This window comes from Streptomyces sp. NPDC098781, from assembly GCF_044759995.1.
Classification (GTDB): domain Bacteria; phylum Actinomycetota; class Actinomycetes; order Streptomycetales; family Streptomycetaceae; genus Streptomyces.
The window spans coordinates 636,710-653,581 of record NZ_JBIWAK010000004.1 but is presented as its reverse complement, the minus strand read 5'-3'; the positions used below and the strand labels follow the sequence as shown (position 1 = coordinate 653,581).

Sequence of the window (16,872 nt, the reverse complement as noted above, 5' to 3'; positions counted from 1 at the left end):
GTATGGGCCGAGTGGGAAAAGTGTGCCCACGGTCCGGCGGCGCGCCGCGCGTTAGGGTCGGCGGCATGGCCGACACCTCCCTTGACCTCACGCTCGACGCAGCGCAGCTCACCGCGCGGCTCGTCGACTTCCCCTCCGTCAGCGGCACCGAACAGCCCCTCGCGGACGCCATCGAGACCGCCCTGCGCGCCCTGCCGCATCTGACGGTCGAGCGGTACGGCAACAACGTCGTGGCGCGGACGAACCTGGGGCGGCCGGAGCGCGTGATCCTCGCCGGGCACATCGACACCGTGCCGATCGCGGACAACGTGCCGTCGAGGCTGGACGAGGACGGCGTCCTGTGGGGCTGCGGCACCTGCGACATGAAGTCGGGCGTGGCGGTCCAGCTCCGTATCGCCGAGACCGTCCTGGCCCCGAACCGCGACCTCACCTTCGTCTTCTACGACAACGAGGAGGTGACCGCCGACCTCAACGGCCTCAAGCACATCGCGGAGCACCGCCCCGAGTGGCTGGAGGGGGACTTCGCGGTGCTGCTGGAGCCGTCGGACGGCGAGGTGGAGGGCGGCTGCCAGGGCACGCTCAGGGTGCTGCTCAGGACCAAGGGGGAGCGCGCTCACTCCGCGCGCTCCTGGATGGGCTCGAACGCGATCCACGCGGCGGCCCCGATCCTGGCCCGCCTGGCCTCGTACGAACCGCGCTACCCGGTGATCGACGGCCTGGAGTACCGGGAGGGCCTGAACGCGGTGGGCATCTCGGGCGGTGTGGCGGGCAACGTCATCCCCGACGAGTGCGTCGTGACGGTCAACTTCCGCTACGCCCCGGACCGCACCGAGGAGGAGGCCGTGGCGCACGTCCGTGAGGTCTTCGCCGACTGCGGTGTCGAGGAGTTCGTGGTCGACGACCACAGCGGCGGCGCCCTCCCGGGCCTGTCGCACCCGGCGGCCGCGGCGTTCATGGAGGCGGTCGGCGGCACCGCGCACCCCAAGTACGGCTGGACGGACGTCTCCCGCTTCTCGTCCCTGGGCATCCCGGCGGTGAACTACGGCCCCGGCAACCCGCACTTGGCGCACAAGCGGGACGAAAGGGTCGATACGGCCAAGATCCTGGCGGGAGAGCAGCGGCTGAGGGCGTGGCTGACGGCGTAGCGGGGGCGCTTCGTGGCGGACATGCTCACGTCCCCCGTCCGTAACCCGGGTGGATCTACGCTGAGGTGGAAAGACCTGGCAAGCGGAGGGAGCGCTACATGGCTACCGGCAACCCCGAGGGCAAGAAGCAGCCACCGGAGGAGCAGCGGCTGGGACCGGTCCTGAGGCGGCGCGGCCAGGTGACCGCGAGCACCACGGACCAGCGGCTGCTGGACGCGGGCGGGCCGTCCGACTGGGTCCACACGGACCCCTGGCGCGTCCTGCGCATTCAGTCGGAGTTCATCGAGGGGTTCGGCACGCTCGCCGAACTGCCGCCCGCGATCAGTGTGTTCGGCTCGGCCCGCACACCGGTCGACTCTCCCGAGTACGACGCGGGTGTCCGCCTCGGCCGAGGCCTGGTCGAGGCCGGCTGGGCCGTGATCACGGGCGGCGGCCCCGGTGCCATGGAGGCGGCGAACAAGGGCGCGCTGGAGGCGAGCGGCGTCTCGGTCGGCCTCGGCATCGAGCTGCCCTTCGAGCAGGGGCTCAACCCGTACGTCGACATCGGCCTGAACTTCCGGTACTTCTTCGTCCGCAAGATGATGTTCGTCAAGTACGCCCAGGGCTTCGTGGTCCTCCCCGGCGGCCTCGGCACCCTCGACGAACTCTTCGAGGCCCTCACCCTCGTCCAGACCCAGAAGGTCACCCGCTTCCCGATCGTCCTGTTCGGCAGCGAGTACTGGGGCGGCCTGGTCGACTGGCTGCGCAACACGCTGGTGGCCCAGGGCAAGGTGGCGGAGAAGGACCTCCTGCTGTTCCACGTCACGGACGACGTGGAGGAGGCGGTGGCGCTGGTGTCGAAGGAAGCGGGGCGGTAGGAAGGCTTGCCGCGCGGCCGACGGGGCGGGGCGTCGAGGGGTTCACCGACCCCCTCGGGGCCTTGCCCGCCCGTCCACGCGCCCCTGGGGGACGGGACGGGTAGGGGCGGCGGGGCGGGACAGGTGCCCTACGCCAGGCCCCGCCGAGCCACCGCCGGCGGCCGGTGCCCCGCGATCGACGCCACCATGTCCAGCACCTGACGCGTCTCCGCCACCTCGTGCACCCGGTACACCTGCGCCCCCAACCATGCCGACACCGCGGTCGTGGCCAACGTCCCCACCACCCGCTCCTTCACCGGCCGGTCCAGCGTCTCCCCGACGAAGTCCTTGTTGGACAGCGACACCAGCACCGGCCACCCGGTCTCCACCATCTCCCCGAGCCGCCGGGTCGCCTCAAGACTGTGCCGCGTGTTCTTCCCGAAGTCGTGCCCCGGATCGATCAGGATCGACTCCCGGGGAACCCCCAGCGCCAGCGCCCGCTCCGCCAACCCCACGGTCACCCGCAGAATGTCGGCCATGACGTCGTCGTACGTCACCCGATGCGGCCGAGTCCGAGGCTCCGCACCCCCGGCATGCGTACACACCAGCCCCACCCCGTACCGGGCGGCGACCTCCGCCAGCCCCGGATCGACCCCACCCCACGCGTCGTTCAGCAGGTCCGCCCCCGCCTCGCAGACCGCCGCCCCCACCGACGCCCGCCAGGTGTCCACGCTGATCACGACATCGGGAAACCGCCGCCGCACCTCGGCCACGAAACCGACCGTCCGCCGCGCCTCCTCCTCGGCGGTGACCTCTTCCCCCGGCCCCGCCTTGACCCCGCCGATGTCGATGATGGCCGCCCCCTCCGCCACGGCCTGCTCCACGCGCGCGAGGGCGGGCTCGTCGCGGAACGTCGCCCCTTGGTCGTAGAAGGAGTCCGGGGTCCGGTTCACGATCGCCATGATCACCGGCTCGTGCGCGTCGAATGCGCGCCTGCCCAGCCTGAGCATCCCCTGTGACCTTTCCTAGTACGTCCTGGCAAGTCCGCGGCCTTCGGCCGCCTGCGACCCTAACTGTCACAGTCGCATGGCACGATCGGACCCTGAGACACTCGACCGCACGTATCAACCGACCGTGGGGGCCACAGCGATGGTCATGTTCCTGTTCCTGGTCGTCGCGCTGGCCGTCGTGGTCGCCGCGGTGACACTCGCCGTGGTGGGCGGCGGCGAGGGCGACGGCCCACTGCCCGACGCCGCGCCCGAGCGCCTGCACGACCCGCTCCCCGCGGACCGTCCCGTCGACCGCACCGACGTCGACAGCCTCCGCTTCCCGCTCGCCGCCCGCGGTTACCGCATGGCCGACGTCGACGACGCCCTCAGCCGCCTCGCAGCGGAGCTCGCCGAGCGGGATGCCCGGATCGCCGACCTGGAGTCCGCCCTGGCCGGGTCCCAGGCGTCGCCCGGCGGCCGTGTCTCCATGGACAAGCCGGCCCAGGAAGACCAGCAATGAGCGACGGTACGGCCATCGCGGGGCCCGACGGCGCCCTGCGCTGCCCCTGGGCCCTGTCCACGCCGGACTACGTGACGTATCACGACGAGGAGTGGGGCCGGCCGGTCCACGGCGACGAGGCGCTGTTCGAACGTCTCAGCCTGGAGGCCTTCCAGTCCGGCCTGTCCTGGATCACGATCCTGCGCCGCCGCGAGGGCTTCCGCGCCGCCTTCGCCGAGTTCAAGATCGCGAAGGTCGCCGCCTTCACCGACGCCGACCGCGAGCGCCTCCTCGCCGACGCGGGCATCATCCGCAACCGAGCCAAGATCGACGCGACCCTCGCCAACGCGCGCGTGCTCGCCGACTGGGCCTCCGGCGAACTGGACGACCTCATCTGGTCCCACGCCCCGGACCCGGCCACCCGCCCGGCCCCGAAGACCCTGGCGGACGTCCCGGCGGTCACCTCTGAGTCGACGGCCCTGTCGAAGGCGTTGAAGAAGCGGGGCCTGCGCTTCGTGGGACCGACGACCGCATACGCCCTGATGCAGGCGTGCGGCCTGGTCGACGATCACTTGGCGTCCTGCGTGGCGAGGAACGCCGCATAGGGGCGCCGGGAACTGCGCGACCGGCCCTCACCGGTCCGCAGCCCCCGACGGCGCCACCGCCCTGAGCTCAGCGGCCCAGGTACTTCGGCTTCTCCTTGTTCACGAAGGCCTGCACGGCGATCGCGTGGTCCTCGGAGGACCCGGCCCGAGTCTGCAACTCGTCCTCCTTCTCCAAGGTCTCCTCAAGGGAGTGCGACAGGCCGTACGCCACCGCCTCCTTGATCGCCCCATAGGCGACCGTCGGCCCCTCGGCGAGCGCGCGCGCCACCTTCTCGGCCTCCGCGCGCAGCTCACCCGCAGGCACCAGCCGGTTCGCGATGCCCAGCTCGTACGCCTCCTGCGCCTTGATGTTCCGCGGGAAGAGCAGCAGGTCAGCGGCCCGACCGGGCCCGACGACGCGCGGCAGCGTCCAGGAGATCCCGGAGTCGGCGGTGAGCGCGACCCCCGCGAACGAGGTGTTGAAGGCGGCGCTGTCGGCCACCACCCGGTAGTCCGCGGCCAGCGCGAACCCGAAGCCGGCCCCCGCCGCGACCCCGTTCACCCCGGCCACCACCGGCTTCGTCATCCCGGCCAGCGCCCGCACGATCGGGTTGTAGTGCTCGCGCACCGTGCTCATCGTCTGCCCCGAACCGGTCTCCCGGTCGGCGCTCAGCAGCCCGATGTGCTCCTTGAGGTCCTGGCCCACACAGAACGCCCGCTCCCCGGCCGCCGTCAGCAGCACCGCGCGTACGGCACTGTCGTCCGCCGCCGCCCGGACCGCGTCCCGCAGAGCGACCTTGGCCGCGATGTTCAGCGCGTTCATCGCCTCCGGGCGGTTCAGCGTGATCGTCGCGAGTCCGTCGCTGACCTCGTAGAGCACGGTGTCGGCCATGGCGTATCCCCTCCGGTGTCACGGCTCGGGCGTACCGGCCGGTACGCGCCTGTCTGAGGACAGCATGGCGGAGATCACGAACAACGGACCTGAGCGGACGTGTGACCTGCGTCAAAGAATTCGTGTCCGATTCCGTTCGGCCGAAGTGTGTGCGGTGGCGCAGTATCGCAGCCACATCGCCGAATTGAGTGGTTTTGCTCGCGTGCGTTGCCCAAGCGATGCCGACTGATGTTGGTCATCGGGTCCTGAGATGCGGGATAATGGCTTGGAAGCAATGTGTTCGATGCCGGTGTCGCGTGTCTCATGCCAGACGCGCGTGCCCTCCATGGGGCCGTCGGCTTTGACGATGAGCTGGTTTCAGGAAGGGGAACGAGCATGGCGGCCATGAAGCCGCGGACGGGCGATGGCCCGCTCGAGGTGACCAAGGAGGGGCGGGGCATCGTCATGCGCGTTCCGCTCGAAGGCGGCGGTCGGCTCGTCGTCGAGCTGACCCCGGACGAGGCCGACGCGCTCGGCGACGCCCTCAAGAAGGTCGTCGGCTGACGCGGCAGCGCGACCCTACCTTTTCGGCGGCCCCGGCATCGCACATGGTGCCGGGGTTGCTGCTTTTCCGGTACGCGGTTTCCCGGAACGCCCGGCTTTCCCTACCTCGGTTCTCTACGGCGTGAGGCGGACGGTCACCGTTTGACCGCGCACAGCAGTCCGTCCCCCACCGGCAGCAGCGACGGCACCAGCTCCTGGCTCTCCCGCACCGCGCGCAGCAGCTCCCGGATGCGTATGACCTCGGTGGGCTGAGGGCCGGAGTCGACCGTGCGGCCGTTGGTGAAGACGCCCTCGAAGACGACGAGGCCACCCGGACGCAGCAGGCGCAACGATTCAGCGAGATAGTCGAGGAACTCCAGCCGGTCGCCGTCACAGAAGACGAGGTCGTACCCGGCGTCCGCGAGCCGGGGCAGGACCTCCAGGGCGCGGCCGGGGATGAAGCGGGCGCGGTTGCTGGCGAAGCCGGAGGCACGGAAGGCCTGACGGGCGAACTGCTGGTGCTCGGGTTCCGGGTCGACGGTGGTCAGGACGCCGTCCGGGCGCATGCCGTGCAGCAGGTGGATCCCGGAGACGCCGGTGCCGGTACCGATCTCCGCGACCGCTTTCGCGTCCACGGTGGCGGCGAGCATCCGCAGCGCCGCGCCCGTGCCGGGGGACACCGAGCGCAGGCCCGCCTCACGGGCCCGGTCCCGGGCCCAGCGCAGGACGTCGTCCTCGGCGACGTAGGCGTCGGCGAACGCCCAGCTCGTCTGCCGGTTGCCGGTAATGGCCCTCTCCTGTCCCCGTGGTTGCCTGGGCGTGACTGTATCCGTTGCGGCCGGGAACCCGCAGATGGGACCGCGCGTTTAGAGGGGTGGGAAGACGAGCGGGGGGACACAGTTGGATCACGACGACGAGCAGGGCAGTGAGCGAGTGCTGACGCGGGCGCACCAGCCGTGTCAGCCCAGATCAAATTCTCGTAAAACCGCTTATCCGGAGCTAACGGGCGAGGTGGCTATGGTAGGGGCTCCACTGGACACCACCAGAGCCGACAGGGGAGGTGCGGCCGCGCCTGTGGATCGGGGAGGAGTGCTGAGGCGCTTTCTCGGATCGGCAGGGAAGCCGAAATCCGTGAACGACACCGCTGACCACAGCCACGCCGGCGACTACGCCCAGACCGCGACCTTCTCCACCGACGCGGACGGGCAGGCGTGGACTCCGCCCACCTGGGAGGAGATCGTCAGCACGCACAGCGGCCGGGTCTACCGGCTGGCGTACCGCCTGACCGGCAACCAGCACGACGCCGAGGACCTCACCCAGGAGGTCTTCGTCCGCGTCTTCCGCTCCCTGTCGACGTACACGCCGGGCACCTTCGAGGGCTGGCTGCACCGCATCACCACCAACCTGTTCCTGGACATGGTCCGCCGCAAGCAGCGCATCCGCTTCGACGCGCTGGGCGAGGACGCCGCCGAGCGGCTGCCCAGCAAGGAGCCCACTCCTCAGCAGGTCTTCAACGACGCCCACTTCGACGCGGACGTCCAGCAGGCCCTCGACACCCTCGCGCCCGAGTTCCGCGCCGCGGTCGTCCTGTGCGACATCGAGGGACTGTCGTACGAGGAGATCGCCGCGACTCTGGGCGTCAAGCTCGGCACCGTCCGGTCCCGTATCCACCGCGGCCGCTCGCAGCTGCGCAAGGCCCTCGCCCACCGCTCGCCGGAGGCGCGTGCCGAGCGCCGCTCCTTCGTGCCGCGTGTGGCCGCGCTGGGAGGAGGGGGCACGACCGCGTGAGTGGCTCCCGACCCAACCCCGCCGAACGGCTCCTGGCCGAGCAGCACCTTGGCGACCGACTCTCCGCCCTTGTCGACGGCGAGCTCGGTCATGAGACGCGTGAGCGTGTCCTCGCGCACCTGGCGACCTGCGCCCGGTGCAAGTCCGAGGCCGACGCCCAGCGCAGGCTGAAGAACGTCTTCGCCGAGGCGGCCCCGCCGCCTCCTTCCGAGAGTTTCCTGGCCCGCCTTCAGGGCCTCCCCGGGGGAGGTGACCTGGACGGCGGCGGCTCGCCGCTGGGCGGGGGAGGATTCGGCGGACTGTCGGGACAGCCCGGCACCGCGGGCGTCTTCGGCGTGAAGCGGAGCGACCGTTTCGAGTTCGGCTACGTTCCGACGGGACCCCACGCCCCGGCGCTCCCCGCCTCGGAGCGAGGCTTCCGCACCCACCCCGTGGGCCGTCATGACACCGACCGCTCCGCGTCGTCGCGCATGCGGTTCGCGTTCGTCGCGGCGGGCGCGGTGTCGCTGGCCGCCATCGCGCTGGGCGGCGTCACCACGAGCGCGCCGACCGACGCGGAGGCCCGCGGCGGCTCGGGCTCCGGCAGCAATGTCACGCCCACCCGCACCCAGGGCAGCGGTGCCACCACGGCACCGGAGAACCAGCGCCGCCGCGGACTCGCCCCCCTGCTGGCGCAGGGACAGGACCAGCGCTCGCTCGACGCCCCGAGGGCCCCGACCGAGGTGTCGGCGCCGCTGCTGCCCGGCATGCCGGCCCAGCCCGCCGACCAGAAGATGCACACCCTGACGGCGCCCGTGGTGGCCGGCGCGGCCGCCATGTCCCCGCTGATACGCCCGCTCAGCGCCACCCCGCCGCTCACTCTCACCGCATGGTCCAAGGACGCCGGGCTCCCGGCGACGCCGGGCCTGCTCGCCGCACCCGTCCCAGAGACGTCGTCGTCCCCCTCGGCCACCGACCGCTGACCCGGACTCTGCGCAGCGGCCCACGAACCTGATTGAATCCGGGGTGGGCCGCGCGCCGTGCCTGTCGGCCGGGCGCGGAGTCGACGAACCGCGGTCGCCGTTGTCGCCGCGTGCAGGTGGGGGAGGTAGCACGAAGTCGCCGGTTTCCCGAGGGAAGTCGAGCGCGACAGCGCAGAGTTGAGTAGGCGTTCGGGCGCCGGGACGCGCCCCGGTGACGGCCTGCCGAGGCATCAGTCCATGCCCGCGCGGGCTTCCTCCGAAGGCACGGCGGGCGGGGCCGTCGCCGCGGTGCGGTGGCACGACGGCCGGGCGACGGCCGCTCCACGCGGGCTGCCCAGCCGGACTCCGGGCCGCGTCCACGGGGACACGTCCCTGGGCGAGGCGTCCTACTCGAGCCACGGTCAGCAGCGAGCAGGAAGCAGAACATGAACGAGGGGAAGCCCGCGAAGGCGAAGTGGTGGAGCCGACCTCGGCCGCAGGGGGCATCTCCGACGCCGGACGAGACGGCACCGAGCCTTTCGGACACGGGGCGGCCGGCCCCGGTGTCGGAGCCCGCCGGTGAGGGCGGTGACTTCGAGCTGGCACGGCCGGTGGCGAGCGCACCGGCCGACACCGCGGCCACGGCTGACGGTGACTTCGAGCTTCGGCCCGCCACGAGCGGCGGTGGCCGGACGGCTTCCGAGGGGGACTACGAGCTTCGTCGGCCCGCCACGAGCGGTGCCGGTGACGAGAGGGCTTCGGCCGACGGTGACTTCGAGCTGTCGCCCGCAGCGGGCGGCGCCGACGCGGTGACGGTGTCCACGGACGGCGACTTCGAGCTGGAGCGGCCCGTCGAGGACGCCGTCGCCGTGGTCGCGGAGCCCACCGACGAGGCTCCCGCGGAGCCCGCGAACGAACGCCCCAAGCCCCTGCACGCCCCCGACCCGTACAGCACCCCGCCTTACGGCGAGCCCGGCCCCTGGGCACCAGCCCCGCCGGTCCAGCACCCGGCGACGACGCCCGCGCACGGAACAGCCGTACCGACCCCGGCAACCCCGGCCCCGCCCGCCGCCGTATCCGCTCTACCCCAGGCCGCCCCACCCCAGGCCGTCCCCACCGCCGCCATCCCCGCCCAGCCGGCACCTCCAGGTCCCACCCCCCTCGACCAGCCCACCCCCACCCCCATCCCGACCCCCGCCGACGCCGCACCCCCCACCAACCCCTGGCAGAACTACGACCCTTGGGCCAGGCCGGCAGGGCTTCCCGGCGGACCCCTCCAGCAGACCGGCGCCGCCGTCGCCTCCGCGCGGCAACGGCGCCAGCGGGGCAAGAAGGTGCTCCTCGTCGGGGCCCTGCTGCTCGCGCTCGTGTCCGGGGGCGTCGGCGGTGTCGTGGGGGCGTATCTGGAGCGCAACGGCGGCGTGGGGGACGTGGAGCTGCCGCAGAGTGGGGTCGAGGCCGCCGGGCGGGCGCCGGACAGCGTCGCCGGGATCGCGGCGCGGGCCCTGCCCAGTGTCGTGACGCTCCATGTCAGCGGCAGCGAGGAGCAGGGCACCGGCACCGGCTTCGTGCTCGACGACCGGGGACACATCCTCACCAACAACCACGTCGTCGAACCCGCCGGGGACGACGGCGAGATATCCGTGACCTTCCACAGCGGCGACACCGCCAAAGCCACCGTCGTGGGACGGGACGCCGGCTACGACCTCGCCGTGGTGAAGGTCAGCGGGGTCAGCGGCCTCACCCCGCTGCCGCTCGGCAACTCCGACAACGTCCAGGTCGGCGACCCGGTCGTCGCCATCGGCGCCCCGTTCGACCTGGAGGGCACGGTGACCTCCGGCATCATCAGCGCCAAGGAGCGGCCCATCACGGCCGGCGGTGAGAGCGACGGGAGCGATGTGTCGTACGTGGACGCGTTGCAGACCGACGCCCCCATCAACCCCGGCAACTCCGGCGGCCCCCTCCTCGACGCCCGGGGCCGGGTCGTGGGCATCAACTCCGCGATCCGTTCCGCCGACAGCGGCTCCGACCTCGACGGCGGGCAGGCCGGCTCCATCGGCCTCGGCTTCGCCATCCCGGTCAACCAGGCCAGGCGGGTCGCCGAGGAGCTGATCAACACCGGCAGGGCGACCCACCCGGTCATCGGCGTCACGCTCGACATGGACTACGCCGGCGACGGCGCCCGCGTCGGCACCAAGGGCAGCGACGGCGGCCCCGCGGTCAGCGAGGGCGGCCCGGGCGACAAGGCCGGGATCAAGCCGGGAGACGTCATCACGGCGGTCGACGGCCAGCGCGTCCACTCCGGCGAGGAACTGATCGTCAAGACCCGCGCCCACCGCCCCGGCGACCGCCTCGAACTGACCCTGGAGCGCGGCGGCAAAGACGTCACGATCACCCTGACGCTGGGCTCGTCGAGCGGAGGCTGAGCGGCGACCGACCGGGGGCCCGCGCCGGACCGAGACTCACAGAAACCTCTCACCATGGCCCGTGTGATCGCCGCGCACGGGCCGTGACAAGGCAAACAACCCGGAAAACCGCACGCCCACCCGCACTCGGAGGCCTCGGGACAGTACCGGTCGTAGCGGATCGCCGGGTACCGTGGATCCGGCCCGGACCACGGAACCACCCAGACCGCCGAGGGCCGAGGACCGAGGACATCGCAAGGAGCTTCAGGTGTTCAATGACATAGGACCGCTCGAGCTGGTGACGCTCATCGTCCTTGCCGTGCTCGTCTTCGGTCCGGACAAGCTCCCGAAGCTCATCCAGGACGTCACGCGGACGATCCGCAAGATCCGCGAGTTCTCGGAGAGCGCCAAGCAGGACATCCGGCAGGAACTGGGCCCGGAGTTCAAGGATTTCGAGTTCGACGACCTCAACCCCAAGACGTTCATCCGCAAGCAGCTGGACAACGAGGACCTGGGGCTGAAGGAGATCCGCAACGGCTTCGACCTGAAGAAGGAGATGGCCGAGGTCAGCGACGCCGTGCACGCACGGGAACCGGAGTCCTCGTCCTCCTCCGGCTCCACCGGGTCCTCCGGTGGGAGCATCGACATGACGAAGAAGCCCGAGGCCCCCCGCGAGGAGCGTCCGCCGTACGACGCGGACGCCACCTGAGCTGTCCGAACACAGGAGCGGTCACCACTCGTACGTGACGCTTCTCATACTCCGCCCGGGTCGTGCACGGCCTGAACCCGCCGTCTGCGCGCCCCACGCGCCGGGCGGTTTCCCTGCTGCTCGGAGCGGTGTGGCTATGCTGCCGAGTTGTTGTGCGGACCGGACGAGTACGCCCGAAGGGGGGCGGGCCGGGCTGGTCCGGCGAGAGCGAGGAGGCGTCCGGGCACATGGAGACGACGAGTCAGACGACGAGTCGCGCAGTCGCGCAGGAACCGGCCGCGGAGAGCGGACAGCAGGTCCCCTCTGCCCGGCGCACGGTCGACGGCTATCTGCTGGCGCCCTTCCCGTGGTACGGCCTCGACGAGGCGTTCACGGGGCCGCGCTGGCTGATGCAGGTCGGTACGGCGGCCGACGGCGCTGTGGAACACGGATCGATCGGGCACGGTGACGAGCCCTCCGTGCGGCACGAGGGCACGGAGGACCGGGAGAAGTTCGCGGTGGTGGTGACCGTCGCGGCCAACCCGTCACGGCGCAGCGCCGACGGTACGGGGCTGCTGGAGGCCACCTCGGTGTCCTCGGCGGCATGGCTCGCGGGCGTCGGGCTGCTGTCGTTCACCTGGCCGGGGCAGATGGACCATTCGCTCCGCGACGACTGGCTGGACCAGCAGACCGAGACGGCGTGGGCCCTGGCGGACGACCTGGCCGGTCCGGACTGGTCGACGCTGTCCCTCCCGGTGGACGGGGTGCCGACGCCCTTCCACTACCGGGAGTCGGAGTTCGGCTGGGTGCTCGCCGGCTCGACGCAGGCGGGAGTGCATCTGGGGGCGTACGGCAGAGGGATGAGCGCGTACGGTCTCGGCTTCGCGATGATCAAGGACATCACGGCCTACGCCTAGCCCCTCACCCGCGTCGCCCGGGCAGCTCCACGACCCCGCACCAGGGCGGCTTCACGACGATGGGGGCGCCGTCTATCCGGACGGCGCCCCCATCGTCGTACAGGCCTCAGAACTTGTTGCGCGGGGTGATTCCCAGGGACATGCCCGACAGGCCCCGCTGCCGCCCGCCGAGCTTCCCGGCGATCGCCCGCAGGGCCGAGCCCGCCGGGGAGTCCGGGTCGGTCAGGACCACCGGCTTGCCCTCGTCGCCGCCCTCGCGGAGGCGGACGTCGATCGGGATGCTGCCGAGCACCGGCACGTTGGTGCCCGTCGTGCGCGTGAGGCCGTCCGCGACGACCTGGCCGCCGCCGGTGCCGAAGACGTCGACCATCTCGTCGCAGTGCGGGCAGGGCAGGCCGGACATGTTCTCGACCACGCCGACGATCTTCTGGTGGGTCTGCACGGCGATGGAGCCGGCCCGCTCGGCGACCTCCGCGGCGGCCTGCTGCGGGGTCGTCACGACCAGGATCTCGGCGTTCGGGACCAGCTGGGCGACGGAGATCGCGATGTCGCCGGTGCCCGGCGGGAGGTCCAGCAGGAGCACGTCCAGGTCGCCCCAGTACACGTCCGCCAGGAACTGCTGGAGCGCGCGGTGGAGCATCGGGCCGCGCCACACGACCGGCGCGTTGCCCGGCGTGAACATGCCGATGGAGATGACCTTCACGCCGTTCGCCGAGGGCGGCATGATCATGTTCTCGACCTGGGTCGGGCGCCCGTCGGCACCCAGCATGCGCGGCACGCTGTGGCCGTAGATGTCGGCGTCCACGACGCCCACCTTCAGACCGTCGGCCGCCATCGCCGCGGCCAGGTTGACCGTGACGGAGGACTTGCCGACGCCGCCCTTGCCGGAGGCGACCGCGTAGACGCGGGTCAGCGAGCCGGGCTTGGCGAAGGGGACCTCGCGCTCGGCGGTGCCGCCGCGCAGGGCGTTCGCCAGCTCCTTGCGCTGCTCGTCGCTCATCACGTCGAGCGTGACGTCGACGCGGGTGACACCCTCGACCGCGGCGACGGCGTCCGTCACACGCTGCGTGATCGTCTCGCGCATCGGGCAGCCGGAGACCGTCAGGTACACGGTGACCGCGACCGCACCGTCCGCACCGATCTCGACCGACTTGACCATCCCGAGCTCGGTGATGGGACGGTTGATCTCGGGGTCGTTCACCGTCGACAGTGCCTCGCGCACCGCGTCTTCCGTAGCCATAGGACGATGGTACGGCCCGGTAGCCATGCCCCGGAAAGGCCGTCAGCGGTCGTCTACGTCACGTCCACGCGACCGATCTGCCGGGAATACCCCGCGCTCGCGGTGACCGTTGTACCGCTCGTCCAGCTCCTTCGTCAGGTCGTGCAGCTCCGAGCGCATCCAGTCACGGGTGGCGACCTCGCCCAGGCCGATGCGCAGGGCGGCGATCTCGCGGGTCAGGTACTCGGTGTCGGCGATGGACCGTTCGTTCTGCTTGCGGTCCTGTTCGAGGTTGACCCGGTCGCGGTCGTCCTGCCGGTTCTGCGCGAGGAGGATCAGCGGGGCGGCGTAGGAGGCCTGGAGCGAGAGCATCAGGGTCAGGAAGATGAACGGGTACTCGTCGAACTTCAGGTCGCCGGGCGCGAAGATGTTCCACAGCACCCACACGATGATCACGACCGTCATCCAGACGAGGAACCGTCCGGTGCCGATGAAGCGGGCGATGCGCTCCGAGAACCGTCCGAAGGCCTCCGGATCCCACTCGGGCAGGATCCGGCGGCGCGGCGGGCGGGGTTGGTCGAGGCGATTGCGGGGCGCCCGGGAGGACGCGGTGGCGCCCGACGCCGTGCGCTCGCGCGTGCTCTCACGCTCAGGAGCCATGCCCCGACACCCCCTCCTGCGCGCCCTCGTCCAGATGGAACTCCGTCTCCCGCCAGTCTTCGGGCAGCATGTGGTCCAGTACGTCGTCCACGGTCACCGCGCCCAGCAGCGACCCGGAGTCGTCCACCACGGGCGCCGCGACCATGTCGTACGTCGCGAAGAACCCGGCGACGACCGGCAGCGCGGCGTCCGGCTCCAGGGCTTCGAGGGCGTCGTCGAGCAGCGAGCTGACCAGGGTGTACGGCGGGTCGCGCAGCAGCCGCTGGAAGTGGACCGTGCCGAGGTACTTGCCGGTGGGTGTCTCGTCGGGCGGGCGGCAGACATAGACCTGGGCGGCGAGGGCCGGCGTCAGGTCGGGGTTGCGGACCCGGGCGAGGGCGTCGGCGACGGTGGCGTCCGGGCGCAGGATGATCGGCTCGGTCGTCATCAGACCGCCGGCGGTGTGCTCCTCGTACGCCATCAGGCGGCGCATGTCGGCCGCGTCGGCGGGCTGCATCAGGCTGAGCAGCCGCTCCTGCTCGTCCGTCGGGAGCTCGCCGAGCAGGTCGGCCGCGTCGTCCGGGTCCATGGCCTCCAGGACGTCGGCGGCGCGCTCCTCCTTCAGCTTGCCGAGGATCTCGATCTGGTCGTCCTCGGGGAGCTCCTCGAGCACGTCGGCCAGGCGGTCGTCGTCGAGGGCGGCGGCGACCTCGGCGCGGCGCTTGGGGGAGAGGTGGTGCAGGACGTTGGCGAGGTCGGCGGGGCGCAACTGCTCGAAGGTGGCGAGGAGGCTCTCCGCGCCCTGTCCCTGCTCCTCCAGGGAGAACCCGGTGACCGAGGTCCACTCGACCGTCAGCGACTCGCCCTTGGCCCGCCGGAAGGCGCCGCTTCTGCCGCCCTTGCGGACGAACACCTTGTCGATCTCCCAGTCCCGGCGGGCGGGTCGCTGGTGCACCGACAGATCGAGGACGGTGACCTCCTCGCCGGTCTCGACGAGGCTGACGCGCCGGTCGAGCAGCTCGCCGAAGACGAGGCGCTCGGTGGGACGCTGTTCGAAGCGGCGGACGTTGAGCACACCGGTGGTGATGACCTGGCCCGACTCGACGCTGGTGACGCGGGTCATGGGCAGGAAGATGCGGCGCCGGGTGGAGAGTTCGACGACCAGGCCGAGCACCCGTGGGGGGCGCCGGCCGACCCGGAGCATGACGACGAGATCACGGACGCGGCCGACCTGGTCGCCGTTCGGGTCGAAGACGGCGATGCCGGCGAGGTGCGAGACGAAGATCCGGGGAGCGCCGGCTGCCATGGCTTCAGGCTCCTTTGCGTCCGGGGTGTGCGCTGGTGCGGGCCGCGGCCGCGCTGACCGTGCCGCATATCCGAATTGCCCGCTCGGGTGGGCTTCAGGCTAGCCCGTCCGGATCCGATACGCCCTGGTGAGAGGTCCGGACGGACTGGCTCCGCCCGGGGGGTGACGTGCCGGTACGCTGCGTACGCCGCTCAGGTCCCACGACTTCCACGACAGAAAGGCAGCGCCACCTGTGACTGCGATTTCCCAGGGTCGTACGCGCCGGGCCGCGCTGGTGACCGCCATGTGCGCCCTGGTCGTGTCGGGAGCGGGACTGACGGGATGCAGTGAGGACCCGGACGAGGGCACCAACGGGGTCGGCAAGCTGCCGGCCGCCGAGATCCAGCGCAAGACCCGCACGGCGGCCGACTCGGCCGAGGCGGTGCGGCTGTCCGGGAACGTGGTGACCAGCGGGCGTACCTACAAGCTCGACATGCGGCTGAAGCCCGGCGGCGCGTCGGGGTCGGTCACCGCGCAGGGGTCGGAGTTCCAGCTGCTGCGGATCGGCGAGCAGCTGTATCTGAAGGCGGACGCCGGGTTCTGGAGCGACGCGGGCGGCGACGGCAAGGCGGACGCCGCGGCCGTGGACAAGCTGAGCGGCAAGTTCGTGAAGGTGCCGCAGGGCGACCCGGCGTACAAGAAGTTCAGCGGCTTCACCGACAAGGACCTGCTCCTGGACGGCCTGCTGACCCTGCACGGCGCGCTGGCCACCGAAGGCCACCATGAGCAGGACGGCACCCGCGTCATCCGCATCACCGGCGACAAGGGCGCCGGCGGCACCCTGGACGTCTCCCTGGAGGGCAGCCCGTACCCCGTGCGCCTGACCCGGGCGGGCGGCGCGGGCACGCTGACCTTCGCGTCCTGGGGCGACGACTTCCCGTTGGAGAAGCCGAGCAAGACCGACACGGTGGACTACGGCAAGCAGCTGCCGACGTCCTGACCGTTCCTAGGGGCGGCGCTTGCGCTTCAGCAGGAGCCGGGGCAGCCCCGCGGGGATCGGCCGGCGGGTCGTGGCCGGTGAGGGCAGCGGCGCCTCGGCCAGGGAACCCTCCGGCAGCGCGGCCGTGGTGCCCGTCGGCTCCAGGCGCACCACCCGGCACTCGCTCGCCCAGCGGGCCGGCATCGCCTCGCCGTCGGGGGCGTTGAGCCGCTTGCCCTTCAGCTCGGCGACCGTCGCCTCCCACTGCTCGGAGCCCGGGGCGAGTTCGACGACCTTCGCCGACCAGGAGACCAGCCGGCCGCCCTTGTCCTTGCTACGGACCGTCACCTCGGCCTCGGCCCCGTCCGTGAGCCCCGGCAGCGGCTGCTCGCCCGGACCGTCGCCCACGACACAGGCCGCACCCTCGTGCCACACGTGCCACAGCGTCCGGGCCGGGTGACCGGGCCCCTTGACCCAGATGAGGCCGGACTTCTTCGTGGCCTCCTCGACGAGGGCCTGGTCGAGCAGCTCGCTTGTCATGGGC

General features: G+C 71.7%; 18 protein-coding genes. 11 read left to right on the top strand and 7 right to left on the bottom strand.

The window, feature by feature from the left end; genetic code table 11:
* Window positions 1-65: 65 nt before the first annotated feature.
* Window positions 66-1,145, top strand: coding sequence for a succinyl-diaminopimelate desuccinylase (dapE, locus tag ACIQWG_RS19855; RefSeq protein WP_404097240.1), 1,080 nt, complete (start codon window positions 66-68; stop codon window positions 1,143-1,145).
* 98 nt (window positions 1,146-1,243) lie between these two features.
* Complete coding sequence (locus tag ACIQWG_RS19850; protein ID WP_404097238.1) at window positions 1,244-2,002, top strand: TIGR00730 family Rossman fold protein; 759 nt, start codon at window positions 1,244-1,246, stop codon at window positions 2,000-2,002.
* A gap of 128 nt (window positions 2,003-2,130) precedes the next feature.
* Here ACIQWG_RS19850 and folP read toward each other — a convergent pair whose 3' ends face one another.
* On the bottom strand, window positions 2,131-2,991 hold the full coding sequence (gene folP / locus ACIQWG_RS19845) for a dihydropteroate synthase (RefSeq protein ID WP_404097235.1): 861 nt from the start codon (window positions 2,989-2,991) through the stop codon (window positions 2,131-2,133).
* A gap of 145 nt (window positions 2,992-3,136) precedes the next feature.
* On the opposite strand from folP, the gene ACIQWG_RS19840 reads away from it, so the two are divergent.
* Together ACIQWG_RS19840 and ACIQWG_RS19835 are read left to right on the top strand one after the other, a co-directional pair.
* Window positions 3,137-3,490: a DivIVA domain-containing protein gene (locus tag ACIQWG_RS19840; protein ID WP_404097737.1), complete on the top strand. Its 354-nt coding sequence runs from the start codon at window positions 3,137-3,139 to the stop codon at window positions 3,488-3,490.
* Window positions 3,487-4,074 (top strand): DNA-3-methyladenine glycosylase I, encoded by a 588-nt coding sequence (locus ACIQWG_RS19835; protein WP_404097232.1) that lies wholly within the window; start codon window positions 3,487-3,489, stop codon window positions 4,072-4,074. Before ACIQWG_RS19840 ends, ACIQWG_RS19835 begins: the two co-directional genes overlap by 4 nt.
* A gap of 67 nt (window positions 4,075-4,141) precedes the next feature.
* On the opposite strand, the gene ACIQWG_RS19830 is transcribed toward ACIQWG_RS19835, so the two are convergent.
* Entirely contained in the window at window positions 4,142-4,945 is an 804-nt protein-coding gene (locus ACIQWG_RS19830) for an enoyl-CoA hydratase/isomerase family protein (RefSeq protein ID WP_404097230.1), read from the bottom strand.
* A gap of 375 nt (window positions 4,946-5,320) precedes the next feature.
* Between ACIQWG_RS19830 and ACIQWG_RS19825 the strand changes: the two genes are divergently transcribed.
* The gene (locus ACIQWG_RS19825) at window positions 5,321-5,488 is read left to right on the top strand and encodes a DUF3117 domain-containing protein (RefSeq protein ID WP_003966491.1); all 168 of its coding nucleotides are present in this window, start codon (window positions 5,321-5,323) and stop codon (window positions 5,486-5,488) included.
* Window positions 5,489-5,622: 134 nt separating this feature from the next.
* On the opposite strand, the gene ACIQWG_RS19820 is transcribed toward ACIQWG_RS19825, so the two are convergent.
* The gene (locus tag ACIQWG_RS19820; protein WP_404097735.1) at window positions 5,623-6,321 is read right to left on the bottom strand and encodes an O-methyltransferase; all 699 of its coding nucleotides are present in this window, start codon (window positions 6,319-6,321) and stop codon (window positions 5,623-5,625) included.
* Window positions 6,322-6,556: 235 nt separating this feature from the next.
* On the opposite strand from ACIQWG_RS19820, the gene sigE reads away from it, so the two are divergent.
* The 5 genes from sigE (at window position 6,557) to ACIQWG_RS19795 (ending at window position 12,206) form a co-directional block, all read left to right on the top strand.
* On the top strand, window positions 6,557-7,255 hold the full coding sequence (gene sigE / locus ACIQWG_RS19815) for an RNA polymerase sigma factor SigE (protein ID WP_404097228.1): 699 nt from the start codon (window positions 6,557-6,559) through the stop codon (window positions 7,253-7,255).
* Complete coding sequence (locus tag ACIQWG_RS19810; RefSeq protein WP_404097226.1) at window positions 7,252-8,217, top strand: anti-sigma factor family protein; 966 nt, start codon at window positions 7,252-7,254, stop codon at window positions 8,215-8,217. The genes sigE and ACIQWG_RS19810 overlap by 4 nt, the downstream gene beginning before the upstream one ends.
* Window positions 8,218-8,642: 425 nt before the next feature.
* Window positions 8,643-10,622: a trypsin-like peptidase domain-containing protein gene (locus ACIQWG_RS19805; protein WP_404097224.1), complete on the top strand. Its 1,980-nt coding sequence runs from the start codon at window positions 8,643-8,645 to the stop codon at window positions 10,620-10,622.
* Between the two features lie 247 nt (window positions 10,623-10,869).
* The gene (locus ACIQWG_RS19800; protein WP_404097221.1) at window positions 10,870-11,310 is read left to right on the top strand and encodes a sec-independent translocase; all 441 of its coding nucleotides are present in this window, start codon (window positions 10,870-10,872) and stop codon (window positions 11,308-11,310) included.
* A 227-nt stretch (window positions 11,311-11,537) separates the two neighbouring features.
* On the top strand, window positions 11,538-12,206 hold the full coding sequence (locus ACIQWG_RS19795) for a hypothetical protein (protein WP_404097218.1): 669 nt from the start codon (window positions 11,538-11,540) through the stop codon (window positions 12,204-12,206).
* Between the two features lie 106 nt (window positions 12,207-12,312).
* Here the strand turns inward: ACIQWG_RS19795 and ACIQWG_RS19790 are convergent, their stop codons facing one another.
* The 3 genes from ACIQWG_RS19790 to ACIQWG_RS19780 are packed head-to-tail and all read right to left on the bottom strand — an operon-like array spanning window position 12,313 to window position 15,370.
* Window positions 12,313-13,446, bottom strand: a complete 1,134-nt coding sequence (locus tag ACIQWG_RS19790; RefSeq protein ID WP_404097215.1) for an Mrp/NBP35 family ATP-binding protein — start codon at window positions 13,444-13,446, stop codon at window positions 12,313-12,315.
* A 42-nt stretch (window positions 13,447-13,488) separates the two neighbouring features.
* On the bottom strand, window positions 13,489-14,085 hold the full coding sequence (locus tag ACIQWG_RS19785; RefSeq protein ID WP_404097212.1) for a DUF1003 domain-containing protein: 597 nt from the start codon (window positions 14,083-14,085) through the stop codon (window positions 13,489-13,491).
* The gene (locus ACIQWG_RS19780; RefSeq protein ID WP_404097210.1) at window positions 14,075-15,370 is read right to left on the bottom strand and encodes a magnesium transporter MgtE N-terminal domain-containing protein; all 1,296 of its coding nucleotides are present in this window, start codon (window positions 15,368-15,370) and stop codon (window positions 14,075-14,077) included. Before ACIQWG_RS19780 ends, ACIQWG_RS19785 begins: the two co-directional genes overlap by 11 nt.
* Window positions 15,371-15,602: 232 nt before the next feature.
* Here ACIQWG_RS19780 and ACIQWG_RS19775 point away from each other — a divergent pair, with 232 nt between their 5' ends.
* A complete protein-coding gene (locus ACIQWG_RS19775; protein ID WP_404097207.1) occupies window positions 15,603-16,349 on the top strand; it encodes a hypothetical protein in 747 nt (248 codons plus the stop codon).
* A 6-nt stretch (window positions 16,350-16,355) separates the two neighbouring features.
* Here the strand turns inward: ACIQWG_RS19775 and ACIQWG_RS19770 are convergent, their stop codons facing one another.
* The gene (locus ACIQWG_RS19770) at window positions 16,356-16,868 is read right to left on the bottom strand and encodes a hypothetical protein (protein WP_404097205.1); all 513 of its coding nucleotides are present in this window, start codon (window positions 16,866-16,868) and stop codon (window positions 16,356-16,358) included.
* Window positions 16,869-16,872 lie beyond the last annotated feature (4 nt).

Bases quoted from the DNA above. Each gene is read 5' to 3' on its own strand.
- ACIQWG_RS19770 (WP_404097205.1), bottom strand. From the start codon at position 16,868: ATGACAAGCGAGCTGCTCGACCAGGCCCTCGTCGAGGAGGCCACGAAG.
- ACIQWG_RS19850 (WP_404097238.1), top strand. From the start codon at position 1,244: ATGGCTACCGGCAACCCCGAGGGCAAGAAGCAGCCACCGGAGGAGCAG.
- dapE (WP_404097240.1), top strand. From the start codon at position 66: ATGGCCGACACCTCCCTTGACCTCACGCTCGACGCAGCGCAGCTCACC.
- folP (WP_404097235.1), bottom strand. From the start codon at position 2,991: ATGCTCAGGCTGGGCAGGCGCGCATTCGACGCGCACGAGCCGGTGATC.
- ACIQWG_RS19790 (WP_404097215.1), bottom strand. From the start codon at position 13,446: ATGGCTACGGAAGACGCGGTGCGCGAGGCACTGTCGACGGTGAACGAC.
- ACIQWG_RS19830 (WP_404097230.1), bottom strand. From the start codon at position 4,945: ATGGCCGACACCGTGCTCTACGAGGTCAGCGACGGACTCGCGACGATC.
- ACIQWG_RS19780 (WP_404097210.1), bottom strand. From the start codon at position 15,370: ATGGCAGCCGGCGCTCCCCGGATCTTCGTCTCGCACCTCGCCGGCATC.
- ACIQWG_RS19835 (WP_404097232.1), top strand. From the start codon at position 3,487: ATGAGCGACGGTACGGCCATCGCGGGGCCCGACGGCGCCCTGCGCTGC.
- ACIQWG_RS19795 (WP_404097218.1), top strand. From the start codon at position 11,538: ATGGAGACGACGAGTCAGACGACGAGTCGCGCAGTCGCGCAGGAACCG.
- ACIQWG_RS19825 (WP_003966491.1), top strand. From the start codon at position 5,321: ATGGCGGCCATGAAGCCGCGGACGGGCGATGGCCCGCTCGAGGTGACC.
- ACIQWG_RS19805 (WP_404097224.1), top strand. From the start codon at position 8,643: ATGAACGAGGGGAAGCCCGCGAAGGCGAAGTGGTGGAGCCGACCTCGG.
- ACIQWG_RS19840 (WP_404097737.1), top strand. From the start codon at position 3,137: ATGTTCCTGTTCCTGGTCGTCGCGCTGGCCGTCGTGGTCGCCGCGGTG.
- ACIQWG_RS19785 (WP_404097212.1), bottom strand. From the start codon at position 14,085: ATGGCTCCTGAGCGTGAGAGCACGCGCGAGCGCACGGCGTCGGGCGCC.